Source organism: Campylobacter sp. CNRCH_2016_0050h (assembly GCF_025772605.1).
Lineage (GTDB): Bacteria > Campylobacterota > Campylobacteria > Campylobacterales > Campylobacteraceae > Campylobacter_D > Campylobacter_D lari_D.
Map to the genome: position 1 here is coordinate 24023 of NZ_JAKMSK010000012.1, position 20660 is coordinate 44682.

The window sequence follows — 20660 nt, forward strand, 5'->3', positions numbered from 1 at the left end:
CTTTATTTTTTACTACATTGCGGACATAACCCATAAAGTTGCATTAAATGCCCTGTTAATTTAAAATTATATTCTTTTGCTATTAACATTTGTTGCTGCTCAATAATAGAATTTTCAAATTCAACTATTTCTCCACAACTTTTACAAATTAAATGATCATGATGGGGTTTATTTGCAAGTTCAAATTTCTTCCCTGAAGCTCCAAAAGATATAGAAGTAGCCATGCCCGATTCTTCTAATAAATTTAAAGTTCTATAAACTGTAGCAATACCTACATTTAATTCAGGATTTTTTTGCTTGATTTCCACATACAAACTTTCTGGGGTATAATGCATATCACTATTATATAAAGTTTTCAAAAGCACTTCTCTTTGTTTGGTATATTTTAAGCCATTATCCTTAAGTGTCTTCTTAAAGCGCTCAAGTAAAACATCATATTCTATATTTTCAATTTGCATTATTTACCTCCGAATTTAGACTTATATTAGAATCTTTAATTCTTTCTTCTATTTTTTCTAAACTATTTTGAGTAAAATCAGTATTCATTATAAATTCACCTGTTTTTCTAAGTAAATTTAAAGTATGACTATTGTTTGCATATTTTTCTAAACTTGAATTTAAAAATTCTATATTATTAATACAAGCAACTAAAATTGCAAAAATTAAAAATATTTTAGCACTTCCAAATAAAAATCCACCTATACGATCTATAAAACCAAGACCACTCATGCTAAACATTTTTGATAATATATTTCCTAAGGCCATACATGCTATCCATATCACAATTAACAAAACTAAAAAACCTGCAAAAATAGCAAGATTTTCATTTTTAATTGCATAAAAATTATTATTGATAATCTCTGCTACCTCTTTAGCATATCTTGAAGCAAGTAAAACCCCACCAACTATACCCAATAAACCAAAAATTTCTTTAAATAAGCCACTTACCAAGCCTTTTAAGCCTAAAATTACAGTCAAACCTAAAACAAAAACATCAAACCACGAAAAATTTTCCATCTACGCTAAACTCCAAATATTTTATTCAATTATTTTAGGGACTATAAAAAATCCATCTTGAGAATTTGGAGCATGCTTACTTATCGTATCTATCACATCAGATTTTTTACTCTCATCATTTCTCAATAAGGTTCCACCATTTGTTGTGCTAGTCATGGCTTCTATATCATCAAGTTTTAATTCATCTAATTTTTCCACAAAATTAACAATTTGGCTTAATTGCTCTTCTAGTTCTTGTCTTTTTTCATCTGCTATTTTTAGAGCACTTAGCTTTTCAAGTTTAGTTAATAATTTATCATCAATTTGCATCATTTACCTTAATTTTAATTTTATAAAACTCTTTGGTTTAGATTGAAAATTATAACATAAAATAATTTATTTTTTCATTTTTATATGTTACAATTATAGACTTTAAAATTACAAAATAACATTTTTTATATTAATAAAGGAAAAATATGGCTTTAAAAGAAAATTTGAAAGCAGTAAAAGAAGAATTAAGCTCTCAAGAGCAAATGATGGAAAATTTTATCAAATCAGAACGCTTTATAAGAAAATACAAATATTATTTTATTGCTCTTATTGCTCTTTTAGTTCTTTATTTTAGTGGAAGTTATATTTATAATATAAAACAAGAAAAAAATATCCAAGAAAGTAATATCATTTTTAATAATCTGTTAAAAAATCCTTCAGATCAAAAATTAATTGAGGAATTAAAGCAAAAAAATGCAAATTTATATACCATATATATTATGGGTCAAAATAATCAAGATCTTAATCAAACCTTGAGTCTTAATATAGATCCTTTGTTAAAACAAATAGTGCTTGCCCAAAATAATCAAAAATCAGATTTTCTAAAAGATTATAATACTCTATTAATAGGTTTTGAATTTTTAAAACAAAATGATTTTAAAAACGCAGATGTTGAATTTAATAAAATACCTATAAATTCTCCTTTATGGCAAATCATCACAAGCTTAAAACACTATCAAGGAATAAAATGAAGCATTTTTATTTATTTATTATTACTTTAATATTTTTTAGTGCTTGTGGCACTAAAAGGGAATACTATCAACCAACACAATTAGAACAACTTCCTTATAATTCTAAAAATATTAATGGAAAAATAGTTAATTTTAACAACAACATTGCTCAGTTAAATAATAATACTTTCATAGACAATAAAGGAAATATTACTGCTTTAAAAATAGATAAAAACTATAATATTTTAAATATCCGTCAAGAAGAAATTCTTATAGCTGATAATGATGGGAATTTTAAAATTTTAAATTTACAAGGTGAAGAATTATTTTCTCATAAATTTAACGAAAGTGTAGTAAGTGCTAATGTAGACGGGGATGATATAGCTTTGATTTTAGCAAGTAATACTTTAGTGTATGCTAATAAAAATCTTGGTATAAGAATGCTACAAAATTTAGGCACTGCTTATGCTCAAGATAGTCGCTATGCTAATCCTTATTTTTTAAATACCATTATCATATACCCTATGCTTAATGGAAAATTAGCCATACTTAACAAAAGTACACTAAAAGTTAGTAAAGAAATTTTAGTAAGTAGTGAAGAATTTTTTAACAATATCATCTATCTTCATGTTAAAAACGATACAATGGTTGCCGCAACAGCACAAAAAATCATCGTTGTAACACCAAATAGAACTTTATACTTAAACGAAAACATTAAAGAGGTAAATATTAATGATAAAGAAATTTTTATATTAACAAAAGATGGAAGAGTTATCAAAAATGATTATAATCTTAGAAAAATTGATGAAATAAAATTTCAATTTGCTTTATTTTCCAAAAGCACATTATATAATGATTCTTTGTATATATTTGAAAAAACTGGCTATTTAATTAAATTAAATACAAATCTGAAAGATTTTACCGTATATAAATTAAATGAAGCTATTGATAAAAAAAGTTTTATGGCTAATGGTAAATTTTTCTATCACAATAAAGTTTTACAATTAAATTAAAATGAATCAAGAACTAAGCGATATTCTTATTAAACATGGAATTATTTTAAAAAATATTAATTCTTTAGATATCCATGCTTTTAGCAAAAAGAAAAAACTAATTTGCTTTTATGGAGAAAATACAAAAAAACAATATTGTTTATTTTTATTTTCTTTTGCAAAAAGTAAGATTTTAAAAAAAGATGGTTTAGAATTTGAAAATATTTTTCAAAACATAAGTCAAATTTTAAATTTAAAATTTAAAAATCATTTTATTTTTCACCAGTCTCTAATTTGCTCAAAAGCAAAAGAATATTTATTCACCAAAGGAATTCAAAGTTATGCTTTTGTGTGATATTGGCAATACAACTGCAAGTTTTTTAAATGAGCAAAAATTTCATTCTATGAGCATAGAGCAATTTTTACAGTATGAGCCGACACAAAAAGTGTTTTACATCAATGTTAATCCAAATTTAGAGCAAAGATTAAAGCAAAATCCTTTATTTATTAACCTTGCTCCATATTTTAATTTTGATACTATTTATAAGAATTTAGGAGTTGATAGAATAGCAGCTTGCTATACCATAGAAGATGGGGTAGTAGTTGATGCAGGCTCTGCAATAACTGTGGATATTGTTTCAAATTCAATCCATCTTGGAGGATTTATCCTGCCTGGTATTGAAAGCTACAAAAAATCTTTTGCCAGTATTTCTTCTCGCTTAAAACACGAACTTAACACTCAAATAAACTTTGATGCCTTTCCCCAAAGAACTATTGATGCTTTAAGTTATGGAGTTTTTAAAAGTATATATTTACTTATAAAAGATAGTGCATATGATAAAAAGTTATATTTCACAGGTGGCGATGGGCAATTTCTTGCAAATTTTTTTGATTATGCAATTTATGATAAATTTTTGATTTTTAGAGGTATGAAAAAAGCTGTTTGTGAAAATTTTATACTTTAAAAGATTAACCATATCTTTGGCTTTTCAATTATAAGCTTTATTTAAACTCAAAACAACTATATTTTGATATTATTAGCAAAATCAAACATACACAAAAGGAATTGATGATAATGGATCGAAAACACTTTGATGCCGTAGTGATTGGCGGTGGGATTTCTGGCGCTGCAGCATTTTACGAATTAGCAAGATATACTGATATTAAAAGTATTGCATTATTAGAAAAATACAATAACGCTGCAACATTAAATAGTCATAGCACAAGTAATTCACAAACCATCCACTGCGGTGATATAGAAACTAACTATACCTTAGAAAAAGCAAAAAAAGTTAAAAAAACAGCAGATATGATTGTAAAATATGGGCTCTTGCAAAATGCACAAAATAAATTCATGTATTCACACCAAAAACTTGCACTTGCAGTTGGGGAAAAAGAATGTGAATATATGAAAAATAGATATGAAGAATTTAAAGAATTATATCCTTATATTAAATTTTACACAAAAAATGAAATCAAACAAATAGAACCAAATGTTGTTTTAGGTGAAGATGGTGTCAATGATAGGGCGGATAATATAGTAGCTATGGGTGTAGAAGAAGGTGAAATTTATACCACAGTAGATTTTGGACTTATGAGTCAAAATCTCATAGAGCAAGCTTGCAAACAAGGTAAAGATACTCATGTTGCTTACAATCAAGAAGTTGTATTTATAGAAAAAAAAGATGATATTTTTTATATAAAAACAAGAGATTTTAAAGAATATAGTGCAAAATCCATTATCGTCAATGCAGGCGCACACTCGTTATTTTTAGCACATAAAATGGGTATAGGTTTAGACAAATCTTGCTTTCCTGTTGCAGGAAGTTTTTACATGGCAAAAAGAAAAATTTTAAATGGTAAGGTTTATATGGTGCAAAATCCAAAACTCCCATTTGCTGCATTACATGGCGATCCTGATTTACTAGCTAACATGAACACCCGTTTTGGTCCTACTGCTTTAGTTATTCCTATGCTAGAAAGATACCATGGCTTTAAATCTTTACCTGAATTTTTCAAAACACTTAATCTTGATATGAATGTAATTAAAATTTGTTTTAATCTTTTTAAAGATTCTACTATTAGAAATTATATTCTTTATAATTATTTATTTGAAATTCCTTATATCAACAAAAAACTTTTTGTAAAAGATGCTAAAAAAATAGTTCCTAGTTTAAAAACAGATGATATTTACTATGCTAAAAACTTTGGCGGGGTACGCCCTCAAGTGCTTGATAAAAAAGCAGGAGAATTAATACTTGGAGAGGCTAGCATCACTGAAATTCCAGGTATAATTTTTAATATGACACCAAGCCCAGGTGCTACGAGTTGTCTTGGTAATGGTTATAGAGATGCAAAACTTATTTGTCAATACTTGGGTGCTAATTTTAATGAAGATTTATTTACTAGCGAACTGCTATAAAAAGGATAGAAAATGTTAAAAAAAACAAAAATAGTCGCAACAATTGGACCAGCAAGTGAAAATGAAACTACAATAAGACAAATGATTATTAATGGAGTGAATGTTTTTCGCTTAAATTTCTCACATGGAACTCATGAATATCATAGTCAAAACCTAGCCACCATTAGAAAAGTAGCAGCTGAACTTAATGCAAGGATTGGAATTTTACAAGATATTAGCGGGCCAAAAATTAGAACCTTAAAAATTCCAGAAGCTTTTGAGCTAAAAAGTGGAGATAGACTAGACTTCTACAAAGATACTTTTGAAGGCGAAAAACTTTCTAATGAACATTATAAAGTCTGTATTAATCATCCCGAAATTCTTTCTATGCTAAAAGTGGGAGAATACATCTATCTTTGTGATGGCTCTATTAAAACTAAAGTTATACAAGTTGAAAAAGATTTTATCCAAACCCAAGTAGAAAATAGCGGGGTGCTTAGTTCAAATAAAGGAATTAATTTTCCAAATACAAAAATCAATATCGATGTTATAACTCAAAAAGATAAAGATGATCTTGCATGGGGCATTAAAAACGATGTTGATTTTTTAGCTATATCTTTTGTGCAAAATGCTCATGATATTGATGAAGTTAAAAAAATACTTGATGAAAATAATGCCAAAATTGCTATTTTTGCAAAAATAGAAAAATTTGATGCTGTTGAAAATATCGATGAAATTATAAATAGCAGCGATGGTATAATGGTAGCAAGAGGAGATTTAGGCATTGAAGTGCCTTATTATAGAGTACCAAATATACAAAAACTCATCATTAAAAAAGCTAATGAGGCCAATAAACCTGTAATCACTGCCACTCAAATGCTTTTTTCGCTTGCAAAATCAAAAACTGCCACAAGAGCTGAAATTTCAGATGTTGCTAATGCTGTACTTGATGGCACTGATGCGGTTATGCTTAGCGAAGAAAGTGCGGTGGGGATTGATCCGGCAAATGCAGTTGATATTATGACTCAAACTATCATTGAAACAGAAAAAAACTATCCTTATGAAAAATTTGAAAATTTTAAATGCTTTAACGAAACTGATATCATTGCCAAATCAAGCACACAATTAGCTACTGATTTAAATGCAAATGCAATTTTTACCATTACAAGCAGTGGTGCTTCTGCGGTTAAAACAGCAAGGTATCGTCCAAAAATGGATATCATAGCTATTACTCATTCCAAAAAAGCTTTAAATTTTTTAAGTATAGTCTGGGGAGTTCAACCTGCTATATTGATAGAAAAGCATGAAAATTTAACAGAACTTTTAAGCAATTCTGTAAAACTTGGAGTTGAAAAAGGCCTTATGAAAAAAGATGGGGTTTACACTCTTACTGCAGGATTTCCAGTAGGTGTTGCAGGAAGTACAAATTTAATTAGAATTTTACAAAAAGATCAAATTGAATATTATTTAAGTTTGGGAAAATAACCCAAACTTAATATTCTTCTTCTATTAGATCACACAAGCAGTGTATGATTAAAATATGCATTTCTTGAATTCTGGCCGTATCATCACTTGGGACGACTATATTATGCTCACATAATGCATTCATCGCTCCACCACCTTTTCCACTAAGCCCTATACATTTAGTGCCAATTTCTTTGGCCTTTTCAAAAGCTTTGATCACATTTGGGCTTTTTCCACTAGTAGAAATTCCAATCAATACATCATTATTGCTAGCTAAAGCTTCAACTTGTCTTGAAAAAACAAATTCAAAACCATAGTCATTTCCTATAGCACTTAAAGCAGAAGTATCAGTGCTTAGAGCAATAGCAGCTAAAGCCTTTCTTTCTTTTTTATATCTTCCACTAAGTTCAGCTGCAAAATGTTGGCTATCTGCAGCACTTCCACCATTTCCACAAATTAAAATTTTCCCACCACTTTTCAAGCACACTTTTAATTCTTGAGCAACCGTAGCAATTTGCTCTTTTAAATTCAAACTTTGCTCTAAAGTTTTTTGATGTTGAATAAATTCCTTTTCAATTTTATTTATCATTTGCAATCCTATTAATTATATTAGTAGTACTAAATCCATCTTCAAAGTCAATTAATTCTACTTTTTTTACTAAATTTGAACCCACTACTTCCTTGCCTTTATAATCAGCTCCTTTAACTAGCACATCAGGCTTTAAAAAGTCTATCAGTTCATAAGGAGTATCATCATTAAAAATCACTACATAATCTACAAAATACATACTCGCAAGCATACATGCGCGTTGGAATTCTAAATTTATAGGTCTTGAGTTTCCTTTTAGTCTTTTTACGCTTTCATCTGAATTTAAACCTACAACTAAGATATCTCCTAGTTTTTTAGCTTTTTCAAGGTATTTTATATGACCATAATGCATAATATCAAAACATCCATTGGTAAAAACTACTTTTTGATTTTGTATCAACTTCACAAGCTCTTCTTTGCTTTTAATTTTATCTTCAAAAGAAGCTTTTTTTAGATTTTTAATCTCTTCTAAACTTACACTCACACTTCCTACTTTTGCTACCACAACAGCTGCTGCATCATTTGCTAACTCACATGCTTTTACAATATCAACTTTTAAGGCTAAAGCATAAGCAAGCATAGCTATAACACTATCTCCAGCTCCTGTTACATCATAAACTTCCAAGGCTTTTGCGGGAATAATATGTAATTTTTCATCAAAAAGTGCTATTCCTTCTTCGGATAAAGTTATAATAGAATAAGCTAAATTCAAATTATCTTTTAATTTTTTTAAAGCTTTTTCCAAATTATCAATTTTTTCTACACCCAAAGCTTGAATAGCTTCTTTTTTATTTGGGGTTAGTAAGGTTGCATTTTGATATTTACTAAAATCACTTCCTTTTGGGTCAATCAAAATAGGTAAATTTAAAGTATTTGCATGCTCTATCAAAGCTTTTGTTACTTTTGAAGTTAAAACTCCTTTAGCATAATCGCTCAAAATAATTGCATCATAATCTTTTGCGATTTTTCTATACTCTTGAATAATTTCATCTTCTAATTTAGTATCAAAATCATTCTCATCATCAAGTCTTAAAACTTGCTGAGAATGTGATAAAATCCTACTCTTAAGAGGGGTTTTTCTATCCTTTTCCACTAATAATTTTGCATTTAAATTCTCTTTTAAAAACCTCCCACTCTCATCATCACCCACAAGCCCTAGAGCAAAAACCTCAGCACCAAGACTTTTTAAATTTGCATACACATTACCAGCTCCACCTAGTCTTTTATCTTCTTTTTGTGATTTCATCACCATTACAGGAGCTTCTGGAGAAATTCTAGTACAATCACACCATATATAATGATCCACCATAAAATCTCCAACAACTAAAATTTTTGGCTTTTTAGAACTTAAAAAATCAAACATTTACTTCCTTTTCATAAAGCCTTTTGATCTCATCTAAATAATCTTTTACACCCTCTTCAAGACTAAATTTAGCTTTATATGAAAAACTCTCATCTAATTTTGCTTGAGTATGGAATTGATAAGCATTTTTGTAAGGATTAGGAATATACTCACAAGGATAATTAGTATTTAATTCTTTTTGTAAAATATCTACTATATCTTGAAAAGTTCTTGCTTTACCTGTAGCTACATTATAAATTCCACTTTTTGCTTCTAAAGCTTGTAAATTTGCACTCACAACATCTTTAATATACACAAAATCACGATAAATTTGATCACTTCCTTCAAACAAACGCGGACTTTTACCCGCTAAAATTTGATGTCCAAATTGCAAAATCATAGAAGCAGTGCTATTTTTAAAAAATTCTCCCTTGCCATATACATTAAAATATCTAAGCCCAACTATATGCATTTTATCAAAATATTTTTTTGCTAATTTATCCATCATTAATTTTGAAAATGCATAAGGGTTTTTAGGGGCTTCACTTAAATTTACAGTTTGCGGGCTTGGAGCATCTCCATAAACTGAGGCTGAACTTGCATAGATTAGTTTTGCATTAAGCTCCAAAGCAAGTTCTATAAAATCTTTAAAAGTGTTTAAATTGGTCTTTAAAACTTTGTTTTGATCATAAACAGTTGTATCTGAAATTGCAGCCTTATGAAAGATCACATCAGGTTTAAAAGCTTTTATAGCTTTTAAAGTTTTTTCATCATTAATATCGCCCACATAAAGCTCACCTTCAAAATCTAAAATATTCTTAAAATGACCAAAACTTTCTAAATTTCCATTTTCAAAAGTAGCACTTGATCGCATTTTATCCACAATCAAAACCTCATGTTTATCCTGAAGTTCTAGAGCAAGAGCAGAGCCTATAAAACCTGCTCCACCTGTTATCACAATTTTCATTTCCTATCCTTTAAATAATACAAAAGTTCTTTTAAATTTTTAAAGACCTTATAGTTTTTATCATCATTATAATTTTCATTAATCAAAAATAGATTTTTTATACCAGCATTAATTCCAGCTTGCATGTCACTTAAATTATCTCCTATAAAAAAAGATTGTGAAAAATCTATATTAAATTCTTTTTGTGCTTTTAAAAGCATGCCAGGTTTTGGCTTACGGCATTCACAATTTTCTAAATGAGGGCAGTGATAAATTTTTTCTATTTTAATGCCTTTTTTCAAAAATTCACCTAGCATATACGAGCTTAAAATTTCAAAATCTTTTTCATTATAATAAGCCCTTGCAATACCTGATTGATTAGTAGCTATAAAAATTAAAAAATTTTGCTTTTGAAAAAATTCACAAAGTTCAAAAATACCATCACAAAATTCAAAATCACTAATCTTATGAACATATTTTTTATCTATATTAATAATCCCATCTCTATCTAAAAATAACGCCTTTGTTTTCATAAAAAAATTATAATGAATTTTTTTTAAGATTCTATAATTTATCAAGTAAAAAAGTTTTTTAAGCGACTTTAAATAAAAAAAGCATATAATTAAAAACATTTTATTTTCAATTTATATAGGAGTGATACAATGAAAAAGCTACTTGTTTTATCAGCTTTGGCATGTCTTAGTGTTTCAGCTTTTGCTGCGGATGGTGCTACACTTTATAAAAAATGTGCAGTATGTCATGGTGCTAAAGCAGATAAAGTTTATCTTAATAAAGTTCCTGCTTTAAATACTTTAACTGCAGCTGAAAGATTACAATACATGAAAGATTATGCAGCAGGTAAAAGAAATGCTTATGGCCAAGGTGCAATCATGAAGATTAACCTTAAAGGTTTAACAGAAGCAGATTTTAAAGCAATTGAAGAATACATCGAGAGCTTAAAAAAATAATTTGACAGCCTTTATGGCTGTTTTTCTTGATTTTTCTTTTCCAAAGCTTCTTTTTTTCTTTTTTCCAAAATCGCTGCATCATTTAAAGCTTCTTCGCTATCATTTAAAATAGTAAATTTATAATCATCGTCAAATTGCTTATTTTTGATCCCCCAAAGTAAAGCACAAATTGCCAAAAATAAAGCAACCATAGAAACACCTATCATCATCATTAAAACACCATTCATTTTTTAATCCTTAAAGCATTTAAAATCACTATTATACTACTAAAAGACATCGATAAAGCTGCAATTAAAGGATTAATCAAACCAAAAAAAGCTAAAGGCATGCTCAAGGCATTATAAAATAAAGAAAAAGCTAAATTTTGTTTAATAATTTGATAAGTTTTTTTAGCTATTTGTATAGCCTTTTGCAAGCTTTTTAAGTCGTTTTTTAACAATATAATATCACTATTTTCCATAGCAAGCTCAGAACCTTCTTTTAAAGAAACTCCAACACCTGCATAAGAAAGTGCTAAAGCATCATTTACTCCATCTCCTACCATTAAAACTTTACCTATTTGATTTAACCTAGCTATTGTTTGCATCTTATCTTCTGGCATACATGAAGCTTTGAAATTATTTATTTTTAATTTTTCAGCCACCTTACTTACAGCATTTAAATTATCGCCACTTAATATATAAATTTGCATTTTACATTCTTTCATAAATTCAATCAACTCTTCAGAGCTTTCTCTCATGCTATCTTCTAATTCAAAAACTGCTAATATAGTTTTATTTTTAGCAAATATAAAATGCGTAGTTTGAAATTCTTGTACTTGCATATGATTTTCTTTGAAAAATTTCTCATTCCCTCCCAAAAATTCATCTTTGTCTAAAAAGGCTTTATAGCCTCTTGCTTGAAAATTTTGAACTTTTTCAAATTCTATTCTACTATCTATTTTTCTATCTAAAAATTTTAAAATACTTTTAGCCACTGGGTGGTTAGTTAAATGTAAGAAATTTAATAATTCATTTTTATCCAACCTTTCATCTAAAAAGCTTTTTTTAACTTCCAAACTAGCCTTTGTTAAAACCCCTGTTTTATCAAATACAGTCACATTACACTTGCTCAAATCCTCCACAACACCTGCTTCTTTAAATAAAATTTTTTCCTTCAAACCAGCACTAATTGCTACTAAAGAACTCACCGGTGTAGCTAAAGCCAAAGCGCATGGACAAGCTATGATTAGCACAGAAACCATGCGTATCATGGCTTCTTCAAAACCTAAATTTAGTACAAAAAAAGTAAAAACAAAGCACAACAAAGCACAAATTAAAATAATAGGCGAAAAATACTTACTTACTTGCTGTACCATTTTTTCTATTTTGGCTTTTTTAGCACTTGAATTTTCAAGTAAATTAATAATCCTAGCTAATTTAGAATCCTTATAAAGCGCATTTGCCTTATATAAAGCATTCCCGCTTAAAACTAAAGAAGCAGAATAAATCATATCATCTTTTTGCACATCAAGTGGTAAGCTCTCTCCGTTTAAACTAGACATATCTAAACTAATATTACCGCTAATACACACTCCATCTATTAAAACCCTATCGCCTTCTTTTAACTCTATAATATCTCCTATTTGCACCTCTTCTACATCAATATTTTCTATTTTTTCATTTTTTAATACCCTTACTTCATTACCTAAAAACGATCTCAAATGATCGAGCGTATCAAGGGCTTTTTTCTTACTTAAAAGCTCTAAATACTTTCCTATAAAAACAAAACAAATAATCATCGCCACAGAGTCAAAATATACCTGTGAAGCTCTTGAAAACATTGCCCACACTGAATATATATAAGCTAAACTTGCTCCACTAATTACCAAAGTATCCATATTAACATTTTTAAATTTCAAAGCATAATAGGCATTTTTATAAAAAATCGAGCCTGTGTAAAAAAGTACAGGAGTGCAAAGTAAAAATTCAGCAAAATGTAAAATATCTTTAATATCAGCTTCCATACCACTAAAAAACCCAGCATATTTAGCTACAGATATCCACATAATATTCATTACGCAAGCTATAGCAACTATTAATTTCGCATAAAAATCTCTTTTGGTTTGAGTTGCTCTTTGTTCATTTTTTGTAGGTAAATACACACTAGCTTTATAGCCTATGCTTTCTATATTTTGGATAATTTTTGCTAAATTTATGCTTTTTTCATCAAAAACAATTCTAGCTTTATGGGTAATAGAATTAATATCAACTTCTATCACTCCTTCGCTTTTAATGAGAATTTTTTCATTAAGCCAAACACAGGCTGCACAATGAATTTCTTCTATCAGTAAAAAAACCTCGCTAAAGCCTTCTTTTGTTTTTTGTATGTATTTTTCATAGTCTTTAATACTATATTCTATTGTTACTGGGGTTAAAGTTTGATTACCAAGTTTTTCATAAAATTCCTCCAAATTATTCTCTTGTAAAATTTCATATACACTTTCACAGCCTTTACAACAAAAATAATTTCCATTTTTTTCTATCATTTGTTCTTGTTTAAAGCTTAATTGGCAATGCTTACATCTCATTTTATACTTTCTTTATAAGTTTTTACAATATTTTATCATTTTTTCAAACTTTCAATTTTAAAAATTATTTACAAAGCTATATTATAATTTCCAAAATTTGACAAAAAAGTATTTTTTTTAATAAAATCTTTTTTGAATAAACTAAAACAAAAACTACATTTTCTACATTTTATGAGGATATATGGAAAATACAAAAGAAAAGAAACAACACCAAAGAACACACATTCCTGTTGAAGGTTATAAAATAGAAGATTTAAAGTTGCTTGATTTAGAAAGCTTAGTAAAAATAGCAAATGAAGCAGAAATAGAAAATCCAAGAGAATTTAGAAGACAAGATCTTATTTTTGAAATTCTAAAAGCACAAACCAAAAAAGGTGGCTTTATACTCTTTACAGGAATTTTAGAAATTTCGCCTGAAGGTTATGGATTCTTGCGTGGAATGGACTCAAATTTAAGCGATAGTGTAAATGATGCTTATGTATCAAACTCACAAATTCGCAAATTTGCTCTGCGTGTAGGAGATATAGTTACTGGTCAAGTTAGAGAGCCAAAAGATCAAGAAAAATACTATGCTTTATTAAAAATTGAAGCAATCAACTATCTTCCATTAAAAGAAGCTAGAGAAAGACCTTTATTTGACAATCTTACTCCAATTTTTCCAACTGAAAAAATCAAATTAGAATATGATCCTTTAAAATTAACAGGTAGAATGCTTGATCTGTTTGCTCCTATTGGAAAAGGTCAAAGAAGCTTAATAGTAGCACCTCCAAGAACTGGTAAAACTGAGTTAATGAAAGAACTAGCTACCGCTATTGCTAAAAATCATCCGGAGGCTCATTTGATTGTACTTTTAGTAGATGAGCGTCCTGAAGAAGTTACAGATATGCAAAGATGTGTTAAAGGCGAGGTTTTTAGCTCTACTTTTGACTTACCTGCCTATAATCATGTTAGAGTGGCTGAACTTGTTATAGAAAAAGCAAAAAGGATGGTAGAAACAGGTAAAGATGTCATTATATTACTTGATTCTATTACAAGATTAGCAAGAGCTTATAATACTGCCACACCAAGCAGTGGTAAAGTTTTAAGTGGCGGGGTTGATGCAAATGCCTTGCATAAGCCAAAGCGCTTTTTTGGTGCAGCTAGAAATATAGAACATGGTGGCTCATTAACCATCATAGCAACTGCTTTGATAGAAACAGGCTCAAGAATGGATGAAGTGATTTTTGAAGAATTTAAAGGAACAGGAAATAGCGAAATCGTTCTTGATAGAAATATTTCAGACAGAAGAATTTACCCTGCAATTAACATCATAAAATCAGGCACTAGAAAAGAAGAATTACTCCAAGGTGTTGAAAAACTTCAAAAAATTTGGGCAATTAGATCAGCTATTTCACAAATGGATGATATAGAAGCTTTAAAATTCTTATACTCTAAAATGCTAAAAACCAAAAGCAATGAAGAGTTGTTATCCATCATGAATGAGTAGTAATGCTCCAAGCTCTTGCTGTTAAATACAGACCAAAAAATTTCAATGAGCTTGTAGGGCAAAATACTGTTTCTACAAGCTTAAAATATGCTCTTGAAAATAATCGCTTAGCACATGCTTATTTATTTTCAGGATTACGCGGAAGTGGAAAAACTTCAAGTGCAAGAATTTTTTCAAGAGCCCTAGTATGTGAAAAAGGACCAAGTGCTAACCCTTGTGGAGAATGTTCTCAATGCTTATCTTCACTCAGTGGCTCTAATATAGACATTATAGAAATGGATGCTGCAAGCCATAGAAGCTTAGAAGACATTCAAGAGCTTATCGAGCAAGTTAAATACGCTCCATCTTTAGCTAGGTTTAAAATTTTTATTATCGATGAAGTGCATATGCTTACCCCACAAGCAGCAAATGCCTTGCTTAAAACCTTGGAAGAACCACCAAGCTATGTAAAATTTATACTAGCAACAACTGACCCTTTAAAACTTCCTGCTACGGTTCTTTCAAGAACGCAGCATTTTAGATTTAAGCAAATTTCTATTCACGATATCTTAAATCATCTTGAGTGGATTTTAGAAAAAGAAAATATCAATTATGAAAAAGAAGCTTTAAAACTCATAGCAAGAAGTGGAAACGGTTCTTTAAGAGATACTCTAACTTTATTAGATCAAGCCATAGTATATTGTCAAAATCATATACAAACACAAAAAATTACTGCGATGCTAGGCTTTTTAGATCCATCTAAAATTGAAGAATTTTATCAAGCCATTTTAGCTAGCGATAAAGATAAAGTTCTTGAGTTTTTAAAAGAATTTGAAGATTACGAGGCAAGCAATGTCATTGATGAGATGATATTTTTTTTAAAAGAAGCATTTTTTGCCAAAAACAATCTTTTTTCTATGTTAATTTACGAAAGATTTTTTAGAATTCTTTCGCGTGCTAAGACTATGTTAAATTCTAGCGATGATGATAGTTTTGTACTTTGTGTTATGGCTTTCATGCTTATAGAAGCAACTTATCTAAAAAGTATTGATGAGGCTATTTACAGTAAAAGTCCAAAACAAGATAACACACCAAGCCCAAAACAACAAGAAATTCTTTCTACACAAACAATTAAAGAAGAAAAACTTAATCCTTATGAAAGTTTGTTAAAAGCTATTTACAAAAGAGATTATGATTTAGCTGAAGTTTTCAAAAAAACTACGCAGTTTATTTCTTTTGAAGATGATATTTTAAGTATTAGCTCACATGCTAAAGATGATGATAGAAAAACCCTAAACAATGGCTTTAAATTAATCAAAGTCTTGCTTCATGAGCTTTTTGGAGAAAAAACACAAATTAAAATTCAAAAAATAGAAACTATAGATACCCAAAAATTACAAGATATATTCAAAACTCCTATAAAACAAGAAATAAAAAGTACTCCGAATTTAAATGAACATTTTGAAAATTTTAAAAAAGATGCTAAAAAATACGATCCTAAAGACGAAACCAAAGAAGCTCTCAATAAGCTCTTTGGCTCCCCAACTATACAAAATTAAAAACTGCCGTTGATTGAAATATAAATTCTTCTTCCTTCTTCTATGCGATTATAAGTATTTACCCAAGTATCCTCACCTTTGTTTTTATAAGACTCCCAATCATTTGTAAAACTTTTATCAAAAAGATTATAAATTGCCGCATTAATATTCCATTTTTTATTAATATCATAACGCACACCCATAGAAGCTAAAAAGACATCTTGATAATACTCTCTATTAATATTTGTATCACCCATATAACGATCTATTTGCCATTCGCCTTTTATCCATGGAGTGAATTTACTAAAGATATTATAACTTGCTTTTAACATGATATTGTGTTTTAGACTATCAATTTCTGGTTTTCCTATCATAGTTTCATCTTGCGCATCTTTAATTTCACTATCAAGATAAGTATAAGCTAGATCTAAATTTAAATGCTCTACAGGAGTAATCCCAGCTCCAAGTTCTATGCCTCTATACTCAACCTTGCCATGATTAATCGCCTGATAGCATGTATCAGCTTCACATTTTCCAATACCCAAAATCATACTATCTTTACTAAATTTTTGACTAGAAATTTTATCTTTAAAATTTGTTAAAAAGCCAGTTGCTGAAATATAAAACAAATCATTATTATAAACAGCGGCTAGTTCATAATTAAGCGATGTTTCTTCTTTTAAATTCGGATTTCCATACATAGGATATTTACCTTGTCCACTATAATTATAAGCACCAGCTATCAATCTATTAGCATATGGGGTTCTAAAGCCTGTTGAAACACCGCCTTTTAAAGTAAGCTCACTAGTAGGATTATAAACTAAATAAGCTCTTGGAGAAATGTTATTTCCAAAAATTTCATGATAATTATATCTTGCTCCAAAAGTAAATCTTAAATCATCTCTTATACCATATTCATCTTCTGCAAAAAAAGCTAATAAATATTGATCAAAATTAGTAGGATTAGCAATTTTATCTTGCATTTTCTCAAGTCTATACTCACCACCCACGCTTAAAATATGACTTTGACCTAAAGGAATAACTGATTTTGTATCTATAATAATATCTTCAGCAACTATATCTCTATTTTGCCCTAAAAATGGCTGATTTGCTTGGCCAACTACCTCACGCCCATCGTTACTTACACGGTTATACTGCAAAGTAGAAGTAATTAAAAAATCATCATATACCCCCTCATGACTTAAATAAGTTACCAACTTATCCACTTGCATGGTATCTGTATAACCACCTGTTAAAGAGCCATTATTTTTATCTGTTGGTTTTGTTAATGTACCGAGTTGGCCTTTTTTATTATCATAATGATTTCTTGAAAAATCAATATCAAATATCAAAGTATTATAATCATCTATTAAGTAATTTAATCTAGTTCCTAAATTAAAATTACTTGCTTTTGTAGGACTTTGTGCTTGATCACCTTGCACTCTTTGACCACTCCCATTACTAAATTCAACATTAGATTGTTCTCTATAAAACTCTCTAAAACGCAAAGTAAGTCCCAAACGATCATTCATCAATGGACCACTAGAATATATACTTGCGCCATAAGTATTACCCCATTCTTTATGTGCATTAAAAATACTATCCAAACTAAATGATGTTTCCCACTCGTTACTTACTTTTTTTGTGATGATATTTACAACACCACCCAAAGCTTCAGAACCATATAAAGTGCTCATTGGCCCTTTTATTACTTCTATTCTTTCTATACTAGAAATTGGTGGTAAGAATGAATTTGAAATTTCATTAAAACCATTAGGTCCTACTTCTCCGCCTATTCCTTGACGACGCCCATCAATCAAAACTAAAGTATATCCAGTAATACCTCTCATGGTAATATTATAAGAGCCTGTTTTTCCTTTACTAGCAAATAAATCTACACCAGGAATATCAGCAATAGCTTCAGCAACATCTCTATAAGGCTTACTCTCTAAATCTTTTTTACCAATCACATTTATAGTAGCAGGAGCTTCTTTAATATCTTGAGAAAATCCCGAAGCACTCACTATAGAACTATCTAATAAAACTTCTTGTGATAAAGCATTACAGACCAAAAGACTAGCAACACAAACTGACAAGCAATAATTTTTCATTATTTCCTTTCTTAAATAAACAAAATTTTCAAAGTTGGAATATTATGATAATAATTATTAATTTAAAATAAATTTATTATATCAATTATGATAATTGTTATTAATAAATAATTTAATTTTCAGTAATATAATCACAAAAATTTTTAAAGCGAGGATGTATGGAATTTTTAAAAACTTATATTGACTTAATTATATTTATTGTTTTAGGGTTAATGGCATTTATTGCTATATGGTGCACTATAGAACGCATCTTATTTTTTAGAAAAATTAAACTAAATGATTATCAATGCCAAGAAAAATTTGATGATGCAATTAGTGAAAATATCACCATGCTTTATATTATTTACACTAACGCTCCTTATGTAGGACTTTTAGGAACTGTAGTAGGGATTATAATTACATTTTACGACATGGGAGCAAGTGGAAATATTGATGTAAAATCTATTGTTATTGGCTTATCGCTGGCTTTAAAGGCTACTGCTTTGGGAATTTTAGTTGCCATCCCTTCTTTGATGGCTTATAATGGGTTGCTTAGAAAAATATCAACTTTGAGTAATGCATATCGTATTTTTAAGGATAAAAATGCTTAAATTACCAAAAAATGAAAGTTTAAATATTATTCCTTTTATAGATATAATGCTTGTTTTACTAGCCATTGTTTTAAGTATATCCACTTTTATCGCACATGGTGAAATCAAAATCAATCTACCTCAAAGTGAAAATTCAAATTCCATAAGTGAAAATAAAGACAAAATAAGCATCTTAATCGATAAAGAAAATAAATTTTATATCGATGGAAAAACAGTTTCCATAGAAGAAATAAAAGAAAAATTTGACACTATAAATTCTAAAACCTTAGTAGAGTTAAAAAGCGATAAAGAGGCAAAATTTGAAAGCTTTGTAAAAATTATTGATATTTTAAAAAATAAAAATCATGAAAATTTTCAAATTTTAACAGAGCACAAAAGATGAAGACTTTTATAAGTAATCATAAAAATCAATCATTTTTCATTACTTTATTTATCTTTTTACCTTTACTTTTTGTTTTTCTTTATACTAAGAATTTTTTACATATACAACATAACACTACAAAGGAAGAAAAATTTAATATAGCTATAAAACAATTTTTACAAGATTCTCCTAAAGTAAAAAACGAACAATCTAAACAAGAAAAAATAAAAAAAATAGAACAAGTAAAAGAAAAACCTATCGTTCAACCTAAAAAAATAAATACTTCAACCGATACTAAAGCAACAAATCGATTAAAAGAGGAAATAAAATCTCAAAAAATAACATCTCAAGAAAAAAACATCCTGATAAATTCTCAAGAAAGTATATCTTTAACTAATAACAATGAACTTTTAAAAGAAGTTAAGCAAGCTATAGATAAAGCTTTAATTTATCCTAGGCAAGCTCGAAAAATGCGGATGAGTGGTGAAATTTTAGTAGAATTCACATGGACTAAGGATAAAAACTTATTAAACTTAAAAATATTAAAACCATCAAAATATAAACTATTAAATGATAGTGCCTTAGAAACTATACGCATAGCATCTAAGAATTTTCCACAATATGAAAAAACTTTTCATATAAGAATACCTTTAATATACAAAATAAACTAAGCAATTTTACTTAGTTTGTCTTGATTAAATTATGTCCTTTATAGATCCCATAAATTTTATAATCTCCATTTTTAAGCATCAAAACTACAGGATATTCTTCTTCATAACCTTGTTCCATTCCAGGACTTCCTTGAGGCATACCAGGAGCAGAAATACCTATAACATCCTCAGGTTTATTTTCCAAAAGCCAAGCAACTGCATCTTCAGGAACATGCCCTTCTATAGCATAGTCATCAATCACGCCAGTATGACAGCTTTGATACATAGGCTGAATATTCATTTTTTCTTTTATTTTTAAAAAATCTTCACTTTTGTGTATTTGCACTTTATAGCCTTTATCTTTCATATAATTAGCCCAAAGATCGCAACATCCACAAGTGGGACTTTCGTAAATATTTAATATTTTTTCATTAGCCAATAAGCTTGTAAAACCAAGCGTTAAAGTTAAAAATAATTTTTTCATATATCCTCCAAAAATAAAAAAGATACAATACATTATAAAAATTAATATTTTATATCAAAAACCAAAAATATCAACTATGGTTAATTAAAAATATTAAATTAAAGTATTACTACTAAATAAAATTTCTAAATAACTTTTCTGATTTTCTACCACTTAACAAGTACTATAACCTTCTTTTTATTTTGTAAACTAA

23 protein-coding genes are annotated in these 20660 nt (G+C 28.7%); 12 read left to right on the forward strand and 11 right to left on the reverse strand.

Annotated elements, in window-relative coordinates; translation table 11 throughout:
- Positions 1 to 2 precede the first annotated feature (2 nt).
- From L8X28_RS06805 to gatC, 3 genes are read right to left on the reverse strand one after another with little or no spacing between them, the layout of a single operon-like run.
- Positions 3 to 458, reverse strand: coding sequence for a Fur family transcriptional regulator (locus tag L8X28_RS06805; RefSeq protein ID WP_043019516.1), 456 nt, complete (start codon positions 456 to 458; stop codon positions 3 to 5).
- Positions 448 to 1017 (reverse strand): CvpA family protein, encoded by a 570-nt coding sequence (locus L8X28_RS06810; RefSeq protein WP_263665888.1) that lies wholly within the window; start codon positions 1015 to 1017, stop codon positions 448 to 450. The genes L8X28_RS06805 and L8X28_RS06810 overlap by 11 nt, the downstream gene beginning before the upstream one ends.
- 21 nt (positions 1018 to 1038) lie before the next feature.
- On the reverse strand, positions 1039 to 1326 hold the full coding sequence (gene gatC, locus L8X28_RS06815; protein WP_133319862.1) for an Asp-tRNA(Asn)/Glu-tRNA(Gln) amidotransferase subunit GatC: 288 nt from the start codon (positions 1324 to 1326) through the stop codon (positions 1039 to 1041).
- 146 nt (positions 1327 to 1472) lie between these two features.
- Here gatC and L8X28_RS06820 point away from each other — a divergent pair, with 146 nt between their 5' ends.
- From L8X28_RS06820 to pyk, 6 genes are all read left to right on the forward strand, one after another.
- Positions 1473 to 2018 carry a hypothetical protein gene (locus L8X28_RS06820; RefSeq protein WP_133319861.1) on the forward strand — a complete coding sequence of 182 codons (546 nt, stop codon included), beginning with the start codon at positions 1473 to 1475 and terminating at the stop codon, positions 2016 to 2018.
- Positions 2015 to 3010, forward strand: a complete 996-nt coding sequence (locus tag L8X28_RS06825; RefSeq protein WP_133319860.1) for a hypothetical protein — start codon at positions 2015 to 2017, stop codon at positions 3008 to 3010. Before L8X28_RS06820 ends, L8X28_RS06825 begins: the two co-directional genes overlap by 4 nt.
- A 1-nt stretch (position 3011) precedes the next feature.
- Positions 3012 to 3344 (forward strand): hypothetical protein, encoded by a 333-nt coding sequence (locus tag L8X28_RS06830; protein ID WP_220567165.1) that lies wholly within the window; start codon positions 3012 to 3014, stop codon positions 3342 to 3344.
- Entirely contained in the window at positions 3331 to 3954 is a 624-nt protein-coding gene (locus L8X28_RS06835; RefSeq protein ID WP_133319858.1) for a type III pantothenate kinase, read from the forward strand. The genes L8X28_RS06830 and L8X28_RS06835 overlap by 14 nt, the downstream gene beginning before the upstream one ends.
- A 110-nt stretch (positions 3955 to 4064) precedes the next feature.
- Positions 4065 to 5411, forward strand: a complete 1347-nt coding sequence (locus tag L8X28_RS06840) for an FAD-dependent oxidoreductase (protein WP_263665889.1) — start codon at positions 4065 to 4067, stop codon at positions 5409 to 5411.
- Positions 5412 to 5423: 12 nt separating this feature from the next.
- Positions 5424 to 6875 (forward strand): pyruvate kinase, encoded by a 1452-nt coding sequence (gene pyk, locus L8X28_RS06845; protein WP_214114012.1) that lies wholly within the window; start codon positions 5424 to 5426, stop codon positions 6873 to 6875.
- A 7-nt stretch (positions 6876 to 6882) separates the two neighbouring features.
- Here pyk and gmhA read toward each other — a convergent pair whose 3' ends face one another.
- The 4 genes from gmhA to L8X28_RS06865 are packed head-to-tail and all read right to left on the reverse strand — an operon-like array spanning position 6883 to position 10264.
- Positions 6883 to 7443 (reverse strand): D-sedoheptulose 7-phosphate isomerase, encoded by a 561-nt coding sequence (gene gmhA, locus L8X28_RS06850; RefSeq protein WP_263665890.1) that lies wholly within the window; start codon positions 7441 to 7443, stop codon positions 6883 to 6885.
- Entirely contained in the window at positions 7433 to 8806 is a 1374-nt protein-coding gene (gene rfaE1 / locus L8X28_RS06855) for a D-glycero-beta-D-manno-heptose-7-phosphate kinase (RefSeq protein ID WP_263665891.1), read from the reverse strand. The genes gmhA and rfaE1 overlap by 11 nt, the downstream gene beginning before the upstream one ends.
- Positions 8799 to 9752, reverse strand: coding sequence for an ADP-glyceromanno-heptose 6-epimerase (gene rfaD / locus L8X28_RS06860; protein WP_263665892.1), 954 nt, complete (start codon positions 9750 to 9752; stop codon positions 8799 to 8801). Before rfaD ends, rfaE1 begins: the two co-directional genes overlap by 8 nt.
- Positions 9749 to 10264 (reverse strand): D-glycero-alpha-D-manno-heptose-1,7-bisphosphate 7-phosphatase, encoded by a 516-nt coding sequence (locus tag L8X28_RS06865; protein ID WP_133319852.1) that lies wholly within the window; start codon positions 10262 to 10264, stop codon positions 9749 to 9751. Before L8X28_RS06865 ends, rfaD begins: the two co-directional genes overlap by 4 nt.
- A 129-nt stretch (positions 10265 to 10393) precedes the next feature.
- Here L8X28_RS06865 and L8X28_RS06870 point away from each other — a divergent pair, with 129 nt between their 5' ends.
- Positions 10394 to 10699, forward strand: coding sequence for a c-type cytochrome (locus L8X28_RS06870; RefSeq protein ID WP_133319851.1), 306 nt, complete (start codon positions 10394 to 10396; stop codon positions 10697 to 10699).
- Positions 10700 to 10710: 11 nt separating this feature from the next.
- Here L8X28_RS06870 and L8X28_RS06875 read toward each other — a convergent pair whose 3' ends face one another.
- On the reverse strand, positions 10711 to 10926 hold the full coding sequence (locus L8X28_RS06875; protein ID WP_263665894.1) for a cbb3-type cytochrome oxidase assembly protein: 216 nt from the start codon (positions 10924 to 10926) through the stop codon (positions 10711 to 10713).
- Positions 10923 to 13268 carry a heavy metal translocating P-type ATPase gene (locus tag L8X28_RS06880; protein WP_263665895.1) on the reverse strand — a complete coding sequence of 782 codons (2346 nt, stop codon included), beginning with the start codon at positions 13266 to 13268 and terminating at the stop codon, positions 10923 to 10925. Before L8X28_RS06880 ends, L8X28_RS06875 begins: the two co-directional genes overlap by 4 nt.
- A gap of 181 nt (positions 13269 to 13449) precedes the next feature.
- Between L8X28_RS06880 and rho the strand changes: the two genes are divergently transcribed.
- Both rho and L8X28_RS06890 read left to right on the forward strand, forming a co-directional pair.
- Positions 13450 to 14754, forward strand: coding sequence for a transcription termination factor Rho (gene rho / locus L8X28_RS06885; protein WP_039617780.1), 1305 nt, complete (start codon positions 13450 to 13452; stop codon positions 14752 to 14754).
- Between the two features lie 2 nt (positions 14755 to 14756).
- On the forward strand, positions 14757 to 16292 hold the full coding sequence (locus L8X28_RS06890; protein ID WP_263665896.1) for a DNA polymerase III subunit gamma/tau: 1536 nt from the start codon (positions 14757 to 14759) through the stop codon (positions 16290 to 16292).
- Here L8X28_RS06890 and L8X28_RS06895 read toward each other — a convergent pair.
- Positions 16289 to 18382, reverse strand: a complete 2094-nt coding sequence (locus tag L8X28_RS06895) for a TonB-dependent receptor domain-containing protein (protein WP_263665897.1) — start codon at positions 18380 to 18382, stop codon at positions 16289 to 16291. The two genes, L8X28_RS06890 and L8X28_RS06895, sit on opposite strands and share 4 nt — an antisense overlap.
- A 158-nt stretch (positions 18383 to 18540) precedes the next feature.
- On the opposite strand from L8X28_RS06895, the gene exbB reads away from it, so the two are divergent.
- The 3 genes from exbB to L8X28_RS06910 are packed head-to-tail and all read left to right on the forward strand — an operon-like array spanning position 18541 to position 20004.
- Entirely contained in the window at positions 18541 to 18972 is a 432-nt protein-coding gene (gene exbB / locus L8X28_RS06900) for a TonB-system energizer ExbB (RefSeq protein ID WP_263665898.1), read from the forward strand.
- On the forward strand, positions 18965 to 19354 hold the full coding sequence (gene exbD / locus L8X28_RS06905) for a TonB system transport protein ExbD (RefSeq protein WP_263665899.1): 390 nt from the start codon (positions 18965 to 18967) through the stop codon (positions 19352 to 19354). Before exbB ends, exbD begins: the two co-directional genes overlap by 8 nt.
- The gene (locus L8X28_RS06910; protein ID WP_220567153.1) at positions 19351 to 20004 is read left to right on the forward strand and encodes an energy transducer TonB; all 654 of its coding nucleotides are present in this window, start codon (positions 19351 to 19353) and stop codon (positions 20002 to 20004) included. The genes exbD and L8X28_RS06910 overlap by 4 nt, the downstream gene beginning before the upstream one ends.
- Before the next feature lie 10 nt (positions 20005 to 20014).
- Here the strand turns inward: L8X28_RS06910 and L8X28_RS06915 are convergent, their stop codons facing one another.
- The gene (locus tag L8X28_RS06915) at positions 20015 to 20467 is read right to left on the reverse strand and encodes a DUF411 domain-containing protein (RefSeq protein WP_220567152.1); all 453 of its coding nucleotides are present in this window, start codon (positions 20465 to 20467) and stop codon (positions 20015 to 20017) included.
- Positions 20468 to 20660 lie beyond the last annotated feature (193 nt).